This is a genomic window from Collinsella sp. HCP28S3_E9, from assembly GCF_052065455.1.
In the GTDB taxonomy this organism is placed as follows: Bacteria; Actinomycetota; Coriobacteriia; order Coriobacteriales; family Coriobacteriaceae; genus Collinsella.
In genome coordinates this window covers 113,464-128,966 of record NZ_JBQHTZ010000005.1, presented here as the reverse complement: position 1 = coordinate 128,966, position 15,503 = coordinate 113,464, and the positions used below count along the sequence as shown (strand labels likewise).

13 protein-coding genes are annotated in these 15,503 nt (G+C 50.8%); all 13 read right to left on the bottom strand.

Going from position 1 to position 15,503, the window contains the following annotated elements; genetic code table 11:
* Positions 1-397: 397 nt before the first annotated feature.
* The 13 genes from ACTNA2_RS04025 to ACTNA2_RS03965 all read right to left on the bottom strand — a co-directional run bounded on the left by ACTNA2_RS04025 (position 398) and on the right by ACTNA2_RS03965 (position 15,487).
* Positions 398-1,303: an Abi family protein gene (locus ACTNA2_RS04025; protein WP_441048668.1), complete on the bottom strand. Its 906-nt coding sequence runs from the start codon at positions 1,301-1,303 to the stop codon at positions 398-400.
* Between the two features lie 150 nt (positions 1,304-1,453).
* Entirely contained in the window at positions 1,454-3,034 is a 1,581-nt protein-coding gene (locus ACTNA2_RS04020) for an AAA family ATPase (RefSeq protein ID WP_441048667.1), read from the bottom strand.
* Positions 3,035-3,337: 303 nt separating this feature from the next.
* Positions 3,338-3,730 carry a 3'-5' exonuclease gene (locus ACTNA2_RS04015; protein WP_441048670.1) on the bottom strand — a complete coding sequence of 131 codons (393 nt, stop codon included), beginning with the start codon at positions 3,728-3,730 and terminating at the stop codon, positions 3,338-3,340.
* A 419-nt stretch (positions 3,731-4,149) separates the two neighbouring features.
* Positions 4,150-5,385 carry a Coenzyme F420 hydrogenase/dehydrogenase, beta subunit C-terminal domain gene (locus tag ACTNA2_RS04010; RefSeq protein ID WP_441048666.1) on the bottom strand — a complete coding sequence of 412 codons (1,236 nt, stop codon included), beginning with the start codon at positions 5,383-5,385 and terminating at the stop codon, positions 4,150-4,152.
* A 12-nt stretch (positions 5,386-5,397) separates the two neighbouring features.
* The gene (locus tag ACTNA2_RS04005; RefSeq protein ID WP_441048665.1) at positions 5,398-6,801 is read right to left on the bottom strand and encodes a lipopolysaccharide biosynthesis protein; all 1,404 of its coding nucleotides are present in this window, start codon (positions 6,799-6,801) and stop codon (positions 5,398-5,400) included.
* Complete coding sequence (locus ACTNA2_RS04000) at positions 6,801-7,877, bottom strand: polysaccharide pyruvyl transferase family protein (protein WP_441048664.1); 1,077 nt, start codon at positions 7,875-7,877, stop codon at positions 6,801-6,803. The genes ACTNA2_RS04005 and ACTNA2_RS04000 overlap by 1 nt, the downstream gene beginning before the upstream one ends.
* 3 nt (positions 7,878-7,880) lie before the next feature.
* On the bottom strand, positions 7,881-9,044 hold the full coding sequence (locus tag ACTNA2_RS03995) for a glycosyltransferase family 2 protein (protein WP_441048663.1): 1,164 nt from the start codon (positions 9,042-9,044) through the stop codon (positions 7,881-7,883).
* Positions 9,045-9,099: 55 nt separating this feature from the next.
* Positions 9,100-10,338 carry an O-antigen ligase family protein gene (locus ACTNA2_RS03990; RefSeq protein ID WP_441048662.1) on the bottom strand — a complete coding sequence of 413 codons (1,239 nt, stop codon included), beginning with the start codon at positions 10,336-10,338 and terminating at the stop codon, positions 9,100-9,102.
* 100 nt (positions 10,339-10,438) lie between these two features.
* Entirely contained in the window at positions 10,439-11,242 is an 804-nt protein-coding gene (locus ACTNA2_RS03985) for a hypothetical protein (protein WP_441048661.1), read from the bottom strand.
* Positions 11,243-12,190 (bottom strand): glycosyltransferase family 2 protein, encoded by a 948-nt coding sequence (locus ACTNA2_RS03980; protein ID WP_441048660.1) that lies wholly within the window; start codon positions 12,188-12,190, stop codon positions 11,243-11,245.
* Between the two features lie 5 nt (positions 12,191-12,195).
* Positions 12,196-13,218: a glycosyltransferase family 2 protein gene (locus ACTNA2_RS03975; RefSeq protein WP_441048659.1), complete on the bottom strand. Its 1,023-nt coding sequence runs from the start codon at positions 13,216-13,218 to the stop codon at positions 12,196-12,198.
* Between the two features lie 100 nt (positions 13,219-13,318).
* Positions 13,319-14,350, bottom strand: a complete 1,032-nt coding sequence (locus ACTNA2_RS03970; RefSeq protein WP_441048658.1) for an acyltransferase family protein — start codon at positions 14,348-14,350, stop codon at positions 13,319-13,321.
* Positions 14,351-15,487 (bottom strand): radical SAM/SPASM domain-containing protein, encoded by a 1,137-nt coding sequence (locus tag ACTNA2_RS03965; RefSeq protein WP_441048657.1) that lies wholly within the window; start codon positions 15,485-15,487, stop codon positions 14,351-14,353.
* Between the last annotated feature and the right edge of the window lie 16 nt (positions 15,488-15,503).

Below are 15,503 nucleotides of genomic sequence, written 5' to 3'. Positions count from 1 at the left end.
GTCCTTTCCTAGAACCTGTTGTTGTGGTGATTTCAGATTCTAGGACGAAGGCCGTTCTTCGTTAAACGAGCGCTAGGGTGTCACCCTTACACCAACATTTTCGACGCGATCTTGCTACACCAATGACAACAGGCATAAAGTGCCAAACCGCCCATGCTCGGCCATTCCATTGCCGGAATGGCGCCTAGCCAGCATATCAGACATTAAACGCATGAAAAAAGGGCAACACTCTCTTGTCGAAAGCGTCACCCTTAAAGCTCCCGTAAAGCTTTTGTATGATAGCTCGGTATGCTACATCATCTCGCAGAGATGTACAGCACCAAGAATCACTATTCCTAGCAGAACAAACACCATGAATGCGGCGGTCCAATTGCCATCGGCGTTATTGAAGCTTTCTCTACACTCTGATGTTCATCTCTTTAAACACGCTGTATAAAACATCTTGTGCAATTAACCCACGATAAGATCCGACAAGCTTGCCCAATTCATCAAGCATTGCTTTCGTCTCTTCGTCAGGTAGAACACGGCAGAGCAGGGAGTACATATCAGAAAACCTTGCCCCTCTTACGACCGCACAATAGAGCCGCTCGTCATGCGCGCAAATATTCCTAAAGCCAGAAAGAACTTGAATGACACGAAGCATCACTATCGGCTCGAGCCTTTGTTTTCTATTTGACGTTTGGCTGACCAACTTGCAGGCAGCATTTTGCACACCGCGTTTTTGAAGCTGATAGAAATGTGAGATATTGCCAAATGTCAGATCATTCTGAAGAACCCACAAGGGCACTGCACCGTATTTATTTAAATAATGCTTCACGAAGGGACGCATGCGCTGTTCATCTGTCACCTTGCCATTCAGAATTATTATCAGGTCAGCAAGCCTCTTCGAATGCTGTTTCCTTTTATCACCTCGAAATGCCTTGGGCACAAGCATATCGTTAGGATCGACATAATTAGCCCGATTCAGATAGGCGTCAGCAGCACGATATTGATCGCAAAACGAATACACGACCGCGTTCTTGAGCACAGCTTCGGCCCTCGCGAGATATGAAAAAGTAAGTTGCCTAAGCTCCCTGTCAAACAAGAATAAATCGTAAATGTTCTTAAATGAAGTGCCTTCCCTATAAACATCACTTGACGAGGACTGCGCAGCGTTTTTATCAAGAAACGGAGCTTTGTAGCCGTTTATGACCGCATAATAACTCTCACGCCTCAGGCAATCTGTCGTAGAAGCATCAGTCGCCACCCCACGGCTCTCTAGGAGTTCAATAAGTTGAGCGAAAGTCTTAAATTCCTTTGCCAAAGCAAGCTCCTAAAATCAAAGGGCCGTTGCCGGAAGCCTCCGAACAACGACCCTTCTTTGTCATCGCCTCACTTAGAGTCCACGACGACTGTATCACTATTGGTATAGTACCCTAAATTCATCGCTAATGCGGTGCATACGGGAATTACATTAAGCGTTCGGTGCGCGATGTAATGTCTGTAGTTGTTTCTGCTCTTTAGCAATCGTGATTTGCTTATCAATATGCTCAATGGTCTCAATTAGGTGCGTCAAAATCTGCCTGAGTTCATCCTCGGGCAAAGAACAGATGTGGTCACAAAAAGCTTGCTTTTGAAATTCGGAGATCACCTTTTTATCGCCATAATCTCCAAAGGTTTGCTTTTCCTGATAAAAAGCCGACGTATCGAAATCGTCATCCAGCACTAGGGCATTTTCAATTCCCTTCTTAAAGTGCTTTCTGGATTTGTAAGTTTCTATTTTCGTAATTAACACATTGTTGCTTAAACACTCATTAATCTTTTGATCGCAATCGTACAGGAAAGCAGTGAAGACCGATGGAGGATTTGCATTCAAATAAGCGGCTGCTTTATTAAGCGATGGTGCGCCCGTGAATTCGCATGATCCATCAGAGCTCTTCTTTCCTATCCATTTAAATCGCAAGTGGTTGTTAATATGGGCAAAAGAAAGTGCTTTATTGAAATACTGCTCATCGGTAGGCCCCTCTAGATAAACAGTGGGGGCTTCGTTCGCAAACCACGAAACCGAAAAAGCATCCTTCACCGCTTGAACCGTACCAGGACCGTAAAACTCCGGATTTGTCTGAGCGACTACCTCACCGGACTCATTCTTAGCTAGAACGATTACTTTGTCGTTATATCGATTTTCATCATGAATAATAAAGGGCGAGTGGGTTACACAGAAAATTTGAGAAGTTTGGTTCCCGTCTTCGTCCTGAAACAACGATTTATAAAAGTGAAGAATCTTCTCCTGCCATGAAGGATGAAGGCTAATTTCAGGCTCGTCAATAAATACAAACGAACCTCTGAGCGCATGCGAGTCCTTCAGCATAAAGCACCCACGATAGACAATCTGCTTTTCACCAGAACTCAGCTGATCAACACGGACATCATGGCCATTCTTTTTAAAGAGAATTTCTTTATGGCCGTTGCGATTATCAACACGGTCGTAATTCAAGTCGTCAAACATCAGATCAAAAGCTTTGGTGAACCTAGGCATCCTTTGAGGGACTTGAAGCCGCGAGAGCCCAGTTTCCATATTGTTCCTAGCAACCCTAGCGACATCAGCATCATCAAGCGCCTGAATATCAATAATAAGTTGATTAATTTCAGTGGGCAGATCACTTGACGAGCGAATACTCTCAACAGATTCATCAATATTTCGACTTGTTACACTAGTTATTTGATCAGACTTAAAATTAATATCGACATCAGAAAAGATAGCGGAAGTGGGAAAAATCTCTGCAAATTCATCCGAACCCACCCAATTATCGAGGCCTAAGCCATCTTTGACATAGAGGTAGTCGTGTCCCTTAATATCCTTGGCATAAAACTCGTATGTTCGTATTTCGGAGTCAAAGTCGACTTCGATTGAATCAACATAACATGGCATATCGTGATACTTATGTGCCATGATTTGATAGAGCAGCTCGACTAAGCTGCTTTTACCAATGCCATTATTTCCAGCGATGATGACAGTATCAACGGCTTTATTTGATGAGTCGGTAAAGTCCAACTCTAGATTACCTAATACCGGATGATTAGATAACTTCAACTTTCGAACTCGGATCATGAGACCCCCACTTCAAACTGCTTTTATAGCAGTTTACTAAACCTATGGTGTCAAATGGTCAGCAATGCCGCGGTGCTGCTTCGCAATATTCAACAGTGGCTAATTAAACAAACACCGCATCCTACCAAGACGCTAGTGCCCAAGCCGTTCTAGTCAAAGAACAGCTTGGGCACACCCCATGAGACCACAGCGAGAGCCGCGACCAGACCTCGAGCCAATAGCAGACACACTCCATAGCGCCACAAATCACCGCTCCCCGTCCATGGCCGTCCAGCTCACAGGTTCAATACCCGGAAGAGACGTTAAGCAAGAGGGACAGGCAACCTGATAGTTCCCGTTATTTGTCCTGCGCTGCATGGAAGCGGAGACATATACCGCTTTGCGGGCGCGAGTGACACCGACGTACAGCAGGCCCATTTCCTCAATAAGCCCGTCTGGCATATTCATCGCATCAACGATCCGGCATCCATATGCAGAACGCGAGCACATACCAGCACTTTCGCACCGCGAACAAATCCTTCCAGTCCAATCGACGCGCGTAACGCCCGGAATGAAAACGGTGTCCCACCCGAGCCCCTTAGCGGAGTGAGCGGTCATCATCGAGATGTCTGCATCAAGGTAATCGGAGAAACGCCGCAGGGAGCCCTCGGAAAAATGCTAACGATATAGTCGAAGCGCTCAGACGGATCCATCGCGACGCAGTCATTTTTAAGGTGTTTCCGCAGCGCTCCAAGAAGCATGGCATGGGACCGCCCATACATGAATCTCCTGGAGCCAGTCAGCAGTTCATCAGAGATTGAGTCGAATATTTTGTCCGCTGCAGACCGGCTGACGCCCTTTTCTCCAGACGCTGCATCGGTAATCTTGGATAAAGCAAACGCATTGAATTCAACGGACTCTGGGGATGTATCCGCAGGCTACATCTCAGAGCGAAAAGAGAAAACTATCGCATGAATTAAAGCCAGCATAGCATTGCCCCTTGCGCGTATTTACAACTTAAAGAACGCGCAAGGGATAATCGACAGGTCATCCAGTTTTTGAAGAATGGATAGCTGTGCTTATTTTCCAAGTGCCTTTTTAAGTGTTCGAACGGCCGATGCAGGCAAAACAGTCCTTACTGCCTTCTTGGCATAAAACACAACGCCGCGCTCACGCTTCTTGTAGAGACGCTCCACGGCGTCCCAGCCACCATTGGCGTAAGCGTCAATGTATAGCCCCCTATCCTTGGGAAGAACACTCGGATGGCGGAGCTGGTCGTTGCCCTTGGCGATATCGTCAAATTCGACAGGGTACAAGTCCAGTGCGTTGCTGGATTCAATAAACTCCCTGCCGCGGTCGTTATTCACCAGCAAGCAGGAGACGCCCTTCATCTGATTGAACCTCTCAGCATCCTTCAGAACATCGGGCCTGTTTACATCGACGCCCCAGAAATCGCCGATGGTAAGATCGCCAGCACGAAATCTCCCTGCATAGGGGCACCTATAGCAGCTGTCGCGAAGCATCTTGAGGTTCAAGAACATGTCGTAGTAGGGGGATTTTGCCGCAGGAATGGTGAGCTCTCTTCCGTCCTCAAGAAGAAGAAGAAGAAGAAGAAGGGAGTGACCCCACCCCTCGCGCTTGCACCTAAACCGGAAATCAACCACGGGAGACCCAAGCTGTTTGCCATAGTCCTCAGCGCAGTCCGCGAACATGCGGCCGGAAGGGACGCCGTGACAGACCAGGTCAACGGTTGTCAGGTTCTGATAATCGCGTCCGAGGAAACCCCTAAGGCCAGCGACTTGGCAGGGCGTTCCGCAGAACAGGACCTGCCTGCCCTCACGAAGATCCGCCTTAACATCGGCAAAGCAAACTCCGGCATCGCTCTGCACATATTTTGAGTTAAGAAGCAGAGACAGCTCATCAACGCTTGCCGCACGACTATGCAACACTCGAAGCGTATTCCCCTCACGCTCATAGGAAGCACCATATGCGACGCCGCCAGAAGAAATAAGCTCACGCGCAACGGCACCGAAAACTCCGCCGGAGGCGGACTCCGAGACATCGCCCCTACCAACAGCGGCAAAGAACGGTCCGGCCGAATTAGAGCCTATCCCCCGGTTGAGGCCGCACGCCCTCGTGCACGCGCCACAGCCAATACAGAGATCGCTATCAATTACAGGAAGAACAAACCCATCCTTCCCCTCGGACATGGTGATGGCGCCTTTCGGGCAGCCGGCGGCACATGCCCCGCATCCGCAGCAATGCGATGGCGACTCAAACAGTGTGGGAACTTCGCCCCTTTTCACGGTAGACATGCAGTTATCCCCCTATTTGCGAGCTGAAACAAGCTTACGCAGAATATCGGCATTCATATAAACGGAAAAAGCCAGCGCAATTGCCAGGCAAGCAATCGAGCTTAAGATGCCCGCACCGTAGGCGGACAGATAATAGAAAACGAACACGCCGATAATTGAAACTAAAGTCATAACTTGTTCCGTACGATCTTCGGCAAGCTTCGTAAACTTAGCGACCTTAATTCTACGGTACTCATTCACCACAATCATCGCCAAGAGCGTTGCAACAGATGCGCCATAAAGGCCGAAGTGCGGAATCAGCACGACACACAGAACGGCGCAAAGGACCGCAGACACAGCAGTGGTGGTACCCATAATTCCGGTCTCCTTATGTGCGGTAAAGATGCCACCGTAAAAGCCAGAAATGTTGCTGAAGTACGTCGCCAGGAGCAATATCGGCACATACAGCAGGCCCTCACCGAATGAACCCTTAATCAGGACGCCGTACACGAGGGGCATAAGCGCAGACATAAGCAGAACGACGCTCATCATGAAACGCCTGAGCGCACGATACACAGAGTTATAGAAAGCCGACTCGTCCTCATCGGAGTTGAGGGCGCGCGCCGAGCTCTCCTTCCAGGACTGGTAGAAGAAGCCATACACCTGGTCCATGACACCGGGGAACTTGTAAGAAACGGCGTACACGCCGGCAGCGGAAGCCCCGAGCGTGTTCATGATAATGAGCCTGTCCAGCAGGTTATTAATAGTCCAGGAAACCTTGTTGGGAATGAGCGGAAAGGAATACCGCAGGAGGTCTCGAGCATAGGAAATGGAGAAAGCCGACGGATCGATATAGCGCCAGAGCTTCCGCATGACCATGAACGTGAGGGCAACACCGCCCTGCGCAATGACCGTGGCAGAAAGCATGCCCACCACGCCCCAGCGCAACACGGCGATAAACAGAACGTTTAACACGATGGTAAGAGCGCTCGCAGTGAAGTTCATGACGGAATATCCCACGGTATCACCGAAACCACGTAGGACCGCCGAAGCCATCTGCAGAAGCGCACCAGCAATAACAAGCCCCACGACCCAGCCAAGATTTTCTGGCCTAAATAGCAACCAGGCCAGAATCGCCAAGACCGCAAAGCACGCGCAGCCAGCAAGAAGAACAGCGCAAGACGCGGTCACGGCCTTAGACCGATCCCCATCGGTGCGACAGTCGATGAGGAACCGGAAGAGTGCTTCGTCCATAAGCAGAGAAACGGCGGGAACGCAAAACAGGGCGATAGTGTTGATATAGTCGACGGTACCATAGTCGCCAGTGGAAAGAACTGAAGTATAGAGCGGCAGCAGAAGAAACGAAACAAGCTTGGTTGCCATTCCGCCCACCGCAATAATGCCAGTGTTCTTAATAAGTCGACGCGTCTCCCCCATTACGAAAGCGCCTTTCTAAGATAAGCCCAGGAATGCTCCCGCAGAGAATCCAGGCGAGAGTCCACGTCACTCCAGTCACAAGGGGCAATATCGTCGGCGCACATAACATCGACGCAACGGTCAGACAGCCCGATATTACTCAGCAAGTCGCGCATACGCGCACCAGACTTATCTGTCGCATATACGCGGAAGGGCCTATGAAAGAGAACTGAGAATACGGTTGCATGAAAGGAGTTGGTAAGAATAAGGCTTGCGTGCGCAATAAGCGAGACGAACTCCTCAGGACCAATGCCAAATAGGTTAACTGAATTTGGGATGTCCAGATCTTTCTCAGAAATATAAGCGACCTTCATGCCTGTCGTCTCTGCCGTCGCTGCGGTGCTCTCGATGAGCTCAGGACACTCACGCAGCAAATACATGAAGATATACTCGCCTTGAAGAAGCATCTTCGACGTCATCCCAGCGTAATCAGCAGCATTCAGAAGAAGCGTAGGGTCAAGAACTACATCAATGGGTTTATCGACAAGCGGCTGAAAGAGCGGAATCGTCTCCTCTTCACGGACGGACAGATAATCGAATTTAGAAAGAAGTCTGGCAACAAGCTCCTTATCAAAGTTCTCCGGCTTAAAGGACGTATGGGCCAAACTGGGCGCATAGGCTACGCGACGCTTGTTTCCCGCAAAAGATAGAAAATATGGCTCGACCACTCCGACAGTACAATCGAGATTCCAAATCTGATCACTGCCACAGATAAAGCAATCAAACTTATCAACCATTTCAGATAAAGAAGTTTCGTTTTTCCAAGACACGGATTCAGAAGTCAAGTTGTAAAAACTATTTGCAAATCGTTTAAATGAAGCTTTTCTAGAAGAGAAGCGACTCAACCGGCATAGAACTCTCAATGTAGTTTTAGGATGACGCAGCTGCAGCAAACGATACTGCTCGTAATCTCGAGCTCGATAATCAATGATCCTCACCTCATGCCCCATGAGAGTCAAAACGCTCTGAAGTGCATAAGCCTGCAGCGCAGAGCCAAAATTAAGCGCTCCGTGAAAAGTGATGGTTCCAATTAACATTCTCTATTTAGTCCTGTTCAGATAAAAGTGAAGGGCATCTGAAAAAGCAAGCCCAACATTACCGCCAGAGGCAAGAGCGGTAGCAGCCAATAGATACAAACGGTAGTTCGAGGTGCGAAGCGCAAGCTCAATATCGCCCCAACAATCCGGCAGCCGTGTCTTCATGGATTTAAACTCTTCAATTGAGCAAAAAGTCGAACAGCAGCATTCGAACAAAGCACGCCTCTGCTCATTGTCGAGGGCTACAGTCCTACCCAGCAAAAGAGGGCCGAATAATGGAAGAAGGTGATCATAATCAACTTCAGAATATGCAATATCGAGTTCAGAACGCCAGCCAATCAACTCATCAAGCACCCAAAAAGAATCAAGGCCTTTAACGCTTGTGGGAGTAGACTGCATGATGGAGCCAGGCCGAATACGGTAATTATATCCGTCCAAGTCGTAGCATTTTAGCTCCTTATACTTCGGCTCAATACAGATTGGTTGCACAAGGTCTTCATACCAAGCTCCAACCGGAAAACAAAGACCATCCCAAATGCAACGACGATAAAGTCGTCCCCAGGGAGCCATCCAAGATGCCCTATCCTTCTCCTGTTCACCCAACATGCCGCCATCAGACATGTATCTAAATGTTGAGGTAACATAATCAGCAGAAGTTCGATCTAGTCGACTTTTCATAGCGCATAGATAGCCCGGGGCAATCGTATCGTCAGAATCGAGGAACATAATATATTTGCCCTTGGATATCCGGAGACCGGCGTTGCGCGCAGCGGATAGCCCCGCATTAGCTTGATTAACGACTCGTACATTCGAAACTCGGTCATATAAATGAGCGATGGCCCCAGAATTATCAGTAGAACCATCATTAACGATGATGACCTCATAAGTCCCGTCGACGCTTTGGGATACAACCGAATCTAAGCAATCCTTTAGATACTTTTCAACGTTATAGACAGGAATAATAACTGAAATATCAAACGAAACCTCATCGTTCATAAAGACCGGCTGAAGCATATGCCTAGGCCGTGGTGAAGCCGAATCCAGCAATGCGCGATCACCGTTGTATGGCACCTCATTTGACAATGCAAAGGAACGGATTATTTGATATAGAGGTCCGGATAGCAAACAATTAATTATTTTTTTAATTAACGCTTTGACTTCAATCAAGAAATAGCTCCTTACAACTGGGAGAAACTAATCTAAATAAATTAGAGAAAAATAGTCATTTATCTGAATTGGTGCAAATAAGAGACAGCAGAAAAGGAAGAAGGAAATAATTCAATGGGTTACCAACAAGTAATACGACTTCAAAAAAGGCCATAAATAGGTAAGAAATCAGAGAGGCTTGGACGCAAGCCTGAAGATTCGACCCCTCGACTGATTTAAGGCAACCATAAGACAGGCAAAACACGGATCCCAATATCAATACGAACCCAATAACGCCTGTGGCAACTAGATAATAAACGTAGCTATTATCCAACCATAACGTGTTATAAGGAGTAAGACCCATTCCATAGGAGCTGTTGGAGACATAGCCAAGTCCAACCATTAAACGACCACTTCTAAATAACTCAGGCAACGCATGGTCCAACAAAGTTAATCGATTCGATTGAACAATGGCACTATCAAGTGACATCGAGCCAAGAACGCTCGAAATAGCGTACGCAATAGCCATCAAAAGCACCAACCGTGAAACACGGTAGGCGAGCCTAGAATACTTGCCACCGGTTTTAAGGCGTCCTGAACAATAGAACGCAATAAGCAGAGCTAAGCCAATCAATGAACTACGGGAAGCGCTGCAGAGCAACATCAGCAGGGCCACAGCCAATAATCCAAAATCTATGGAAATGATGAACCAACCTTGGCCGCGTCGTTCCTCACACACATTCATAAATATAAACATCATGAATAAAGCGACACACATTCCTCCGAGTGTATTTGGATGGCCAAACCCAAATACCGTACGAACTCGTTGGTCGGCACTAAAAAGAGATGACAGTCCACTTAAATTAACGTCACCAAAATGTGTAAACAGCTGGACAGTCAAAATAATGCCTAATAAATGAAAGCAAAGAGCGCAGAAACCCCGTTGGATATTTCTATCCCTGACATACCAGGCAGTAAAAACAACCACAAGAAAGAAGAGGACCATAGCTTGGCCTATACCTAAACTCCCAGGCATTCTTGGATTGGTAAAGACATAACAAAACAGCACAATGTGTGATGCAAGCAATACAAAAAAGCCAGAAAAAGCAGTAGGTCTATATATCCCTTTAGTTAGTTCCAAGAGCCAGAGTGTTCCGACAAATGCAAGGTAAACAGCCTGAATCAAAATAGTTAAAGCAGATGAATCAATAACCTGAGCAATAACAAGCACTCTAGTTGTATATACGGCCGCAAATAATAAATAGAACACCAATGTATCGATTTTTTTTGATGAAATGGCCCGTCCGTAACCCACTATTCCCCCCCCCTTAAAAACAACCTTGCAAGTGCGTACCATCTAAAACGTAAAATCAAATAGCGAAGTAAATCTTTTATTGAGCACGGCCTGAAATCAGTTAATAATTCTTGAACCCCGGCTTTCTCAATCCAAGAATCAACCACTTTGAATGAATTGCCCTCTCGCACTGACAGAGCAGCATCGCAAGGGCGATCGCCGCGATTACGAAAGAAGCCCATCGCGCGAGCTGCGCGCGGCGTCTCGGCAGCAGAGAGTACAAGACGAGGCAACCAAAGCAGGCTCCGCCCAGCGAGTTGGGTTGGCCGAACCCGAACACAGAGCGCATCCTGTCCGACGAGCTCATAATGTTCATAACACCACACAGGTTCAAATCCCCAAGGTGCGTCAAGAGGCAAAACGCCAGCAATCCGCCGATTGTGTAAAACGAGAGCCGGACAAAGAGGTCGAATATTTCTCTGGTCCTGATGAAATAGGCGGTGAGACCTATCACCAAGACGAATAGAAGGGCCGACTGAGTCAAGGAGTACTCGGAAGGCATCATTGGGTTGGTCAGCACGAGGCAGAAGAGCACGGTATGTAAAGCCATTAGCGCGAAGCAGGCAAACCCGTCTCCTAAGCATCTTACCCTTCCCAAGATCAAATCGATGGCAAGAACAGCGCCGAGAAGCCCGATGTAGGCAAGCTGGACCAGAATGGTCGCTGCCGATGATTCTATTAACGTGCTGAGAACAAGCCCCCTAGACAAGAGCACTATGGGCCACAGGACGGAAAAACAGACCACGGACAGCCTGGCAGACGCAAGGCTCACGTAGCCCCCGCGCACGCGATCCCGCCGTACTCCGCCATATCCAGAGACTCCCCGCGCTGCGAGGCGTTGCTCATCGCTAGCCGCAATGACCATTTAGCACCCCCTTAAAAACAGCGCGGCAAGCGAGTATGCGCCCCTGCGAAGCATCGCCAGCCTGGCTCTATCCTTACAATCTCGCGCCACAGCCCCCCGTATGCTGTCGAGGCCTTCGATTGATTCGAGCACAGCCGAAATCTCGGTCGAAAGCACCCCGCGCCTCTTGAGCCGCCCGGCGTAGTTCGCCAAAATCCGAGCCATCGAAAGGCGCGCTTCATTCCTCTCAGCCTCGCCGAGACCGCACGCATCGCAAAAGCCCATCAGGGCCGCGTACATCTTCCCATAATCCTCGGCATCGGATGCGCTGGGGGGCCGCTCCGTCCTGCTGCCCTCGTTGGCCACATACACGTAGGCGGTTTGGGGAGAATATGCAGCCGTACGAGCCTTCTCGAGGAAGGCAAGGTTGAAGCAAAGGTCCTCCCCGAGACCTTGACCAAGGGGAAACAGAACTCCCTTGCTCAAGGCTTTCTTGTAAAGCCTTGACCAAGGGGAATTCGCCGTGCACGTTAGGGCGAGAGCTCTCGCACGCCCGATATCCGAGGGAGAGAGCTGCGGTTTCACGACCCTCTGAGAGCCATCGCTCTCTCGAACGTAATCAAACGTGATGTAGTCCTCGCCGCCCCGCTTAGCGTCGAACGCCATGCCGAGATAGCCTGGCGCAGCATAGTCGTCGGCGTCAACGAAAGCGATGTAGTCGCCGTTCGCGGCAGCAATGCCGAGATTCCTGGCAGAGCTCACGCCCCCGTTGCCCTGACGAATGCAACATGCAATGCCCGGGTGCAGGCGGCACCAGTTGTCGCAAACCTCCGCAGTGTTGTCCGTCGAGCCATCGTCGACGACTAATATCTCGTAGCGCCCAAGGAAGCGTACGTCCACGAGCGAGTCGAGTGCCCTAGGGAGGGAGACTGCCGCATTGTAGGCAGGTATAACGATACTGAGCTCCATGCAGCTCACCGCCGGTCCTTAAGGGCGGAGCCCACCTTGGCAGCGGCAAGGATAGCGGGGTAGCACCGGCTGCGGATCAACGTGAGGAACGCCCGAGCAGACCTCGGCAACTTCTCTATATCTATGCCTCCCGTGGCGTTCGTCTTCTCAATGCCCTCCTTCAAGTGTCTGCAGGATGAGACGAAACCGCGATTCGCCCTAGCTTCATGGAATATAGCCATGAAAAGCCAGTATGCCTTAAATGCGTTCAGCTGGTCGTCGAGCCACTCCTCCTTACTGCCGAGCCTCGACACGAGGTAGTCGATGAGAAGCCTGTTGTTCTCGAACCTCGTCGGGTCGTAGGCCGTGCTTATCGAGGACTCGTTGCCCTTGAAGTAGCAGTAGAGAGCGTCTTCTAGAACGACTAGAGACGTGGAGTGATAAAGCGCCTCGAAGACGTAGGCGTTGTCCTCGCCCATCCTAATGCGCTCGTCCTCGCAGTGATGCTTAAGCAGAATCTCACGTCTGTAGACCTTGTTGCAGGCCATCGGGTTGAAGATGCCCCGGCAGAAAGGCAGCCTTTTGTCCCAAATCATATACGGCAGAATCTCTCCGCGCAGGCGCGCACTATCGTAAAACCCGCTCGCAGCATAGCAGGGCACAGGTTCCTCGCGATCGGGATAGACCATAGTCGCATTGAAGATGACGGCATCTGGTTTGTAAGGCTCAATCGCCCGTGACCAAAGCGTCTCGAGGGCGTCCTCGACCATCCAGTCATCGGAATCTACCGGGACGATGTAATCTCCCGCTGCAATGGCGAGACCGGCATTGCGAGCGCTACAGAGACCGCCGTTCGGCTTGTGGACGACCTTGACCCGGGCGTCCGTCGATGCGTAGCTCTCACACAACGCGGGACTGCCATCGGAGGACCCGTCATCGACCAGCACCACCTCGAAATCGCTAAAGCCCTGGCCAAGAACGCTCTCCACGCAGCGTGGGAGCCACGGCTCGACGTTGTATACGGGTATCACAACGGAAAACACCGGCATCGCTAAAGAACACCACCAATCGCGAACGAGTCCCCACATGGGACGCTATACAAACAAATAGAAGCCAACAACAGCTCACTCCTCCCTGTGCCGCGCTCCGTCAGATGGAAGGCGAACAAGGGACAAAGCAAAGCCCCCAATCGCGTGAAGAACCCATGCGACCAGAACGGTTCCCGCGACCGAGAACGCGATGAATGGCCCCGACGAAAGCCCCCCCTGCAATTTCGGAAACGAGGGAGAATACCGTCCCGTGCACGAGGTAAACCTCGTAAGAGATCGACCCAAGGATGGCGTTCAACCTGCTTCCCAGCGAAAGCAGGGAGTCAACGACCAGCATGAGCATGACGAGCGCCATGCCGAGCAGAATCTTGAGCAGGTAGTCGCCGAAGAAAGGCACGCCCTTGCACTTGAGATAAAGGAACCCGATAAGGACAGAAGCCGCTGTTGTCAACGCGAGACTGGCAACAGGCCTGCAACGAAGGGCATCGCAAAGGTGATCCTTGTTCCGCGAGAGCAAGATGCCCCACGCAAACCCCCATATCTCCGTCGGCCAACGGTAAATCGGGCTCAAATCCCCAGCGACATAGCCAACGACGCTCAAAAGTGCCACGCAACCGACGGTAAGGAGGTCCTTGCGAGCTTTGTCGACAGGAAGGAACTTGTTGGTCGCCCAGAAGGCAAGGTAGCAGAGCAGCAGCCAGACGACCCAGTTATCGACCCTGAGCAGGGTGAGAATCGAATCCGGACTCCCGAAGGCATAGCTCTCCACAAGCTTCAGCACATTGACGAGCAGACACGGGACGAGAATCTTCGGAAGCCTCCTGATCCAGAAGCCGTCCAGCGCCCGGACCCCTCTCGACGCAAGGCCGAGCGAAAGCCCATAAGCCGAGGTCATGAAGAAGAAGGTGACCCCGATGTAGGCGAAGCTGCCCACCGCGTCTTGAATCGGGTTCTGATAAGCGACAGGAACATGCACAAGGATGATGACGAGGCACCAGAAGCCACGAAGGGCGTTGGACTCCTCCTTGCTGAAGAAATCCTCCCTAGCAGGATGGCGCCGAGCGCCTCCGACGCCCACCGCCGCGATGAGCGCCAGGACGAGCCCCATGCATATGAGGTCGAGCGGGGCCACCTACAGCGCCTCCTCGGTCTCGTACACGTGGGCGTCGGCTCGGCTCGCGTCGGAGAGGCCGTCGTTGATCGCGGCGTGCATGTCGCAGGTGGAAAGAGCGTCCAGCTCCTCCTTCGTCACCTTGCCCGACTCGTAGTCGCGCACGATGGGGAGCTCGTGCATGTCGAACTTCTTGCCGGGCTTGAGCTTGTGCGCCAGCACCCACGACGCGGGTTTCCAGATGTACTTGTGCATGGCCGGAGACACGGAGCCGATCATCCAGCAGTTGCGGTCGCAGTGGCGCACGCAGCCGCGTACCTTCTCGGCCTGGGCGCTCCCCCACAGCTCATCCCAGGACTCGTCGTTAAGGTTGCCCATAACGAGCTTCTCCTTGGTGCCGTTGCAGGGCATTACGTCGCCGTAGGGGTCGATGAAGAACGTGTCGAACGCCATATCGCACGGGAGCAGGCGCTTCTGCCCATAGATGTAGTTGATGAGGCCCATGTTGAAGTACGCGCGGAACCACTTCTTGGGCTCGTTGGACTTGAGGAGCTCGTTTACCAGGTCCTCGAAGTTCTGGGCCACCATGGGACGGTCCTTGATGATGTTCTTCGCCTCGACAAAGTAGAAGCTGTTGTGCAGGCTGGCGGTGGCGAACTCCATGCCGAGCTCGTCGGAAAGCTTGTACAGCTGCACCAAGTCCGCAGCGTTGCGATCCTGCACCGTCATGCCAAAGCCCACGTCCGGGTGCTTCATTTCCACAAGCTTCTTGAGCGTCTCGTAGCCGCGGTTGAAGCCATCCTGGAGACCACGGATCTCATCGTTGGTCTGCTGCAAGCCCTCGATGGAGATGCGAATTCCCACCTGGGGGAATTCCTCGGCAAGAGCGATGATGCGATCCGTAAAGAAGCCATTGGTGGAAATGACGATACGGTCGGACTTCTTGTACAGCTCGCGCACGATATCTGCAAGGTCGGTCCTGATAAAGGGCTCACCACCGGTGATGTTGGTGAAGTACATACGTGGGAGCTTCTTGATCACGTCGAGGGAGAGCTCCTCCTCCGGACGGCTGGGAGCCTTGTAGCGGTTGCACATGGTGCAGCGCGCGTTGCAGCGGTAGGTGACGATGACGGTACCGTTGAGTTTCTTTTCGACCATCTATTTAACCTTTCAA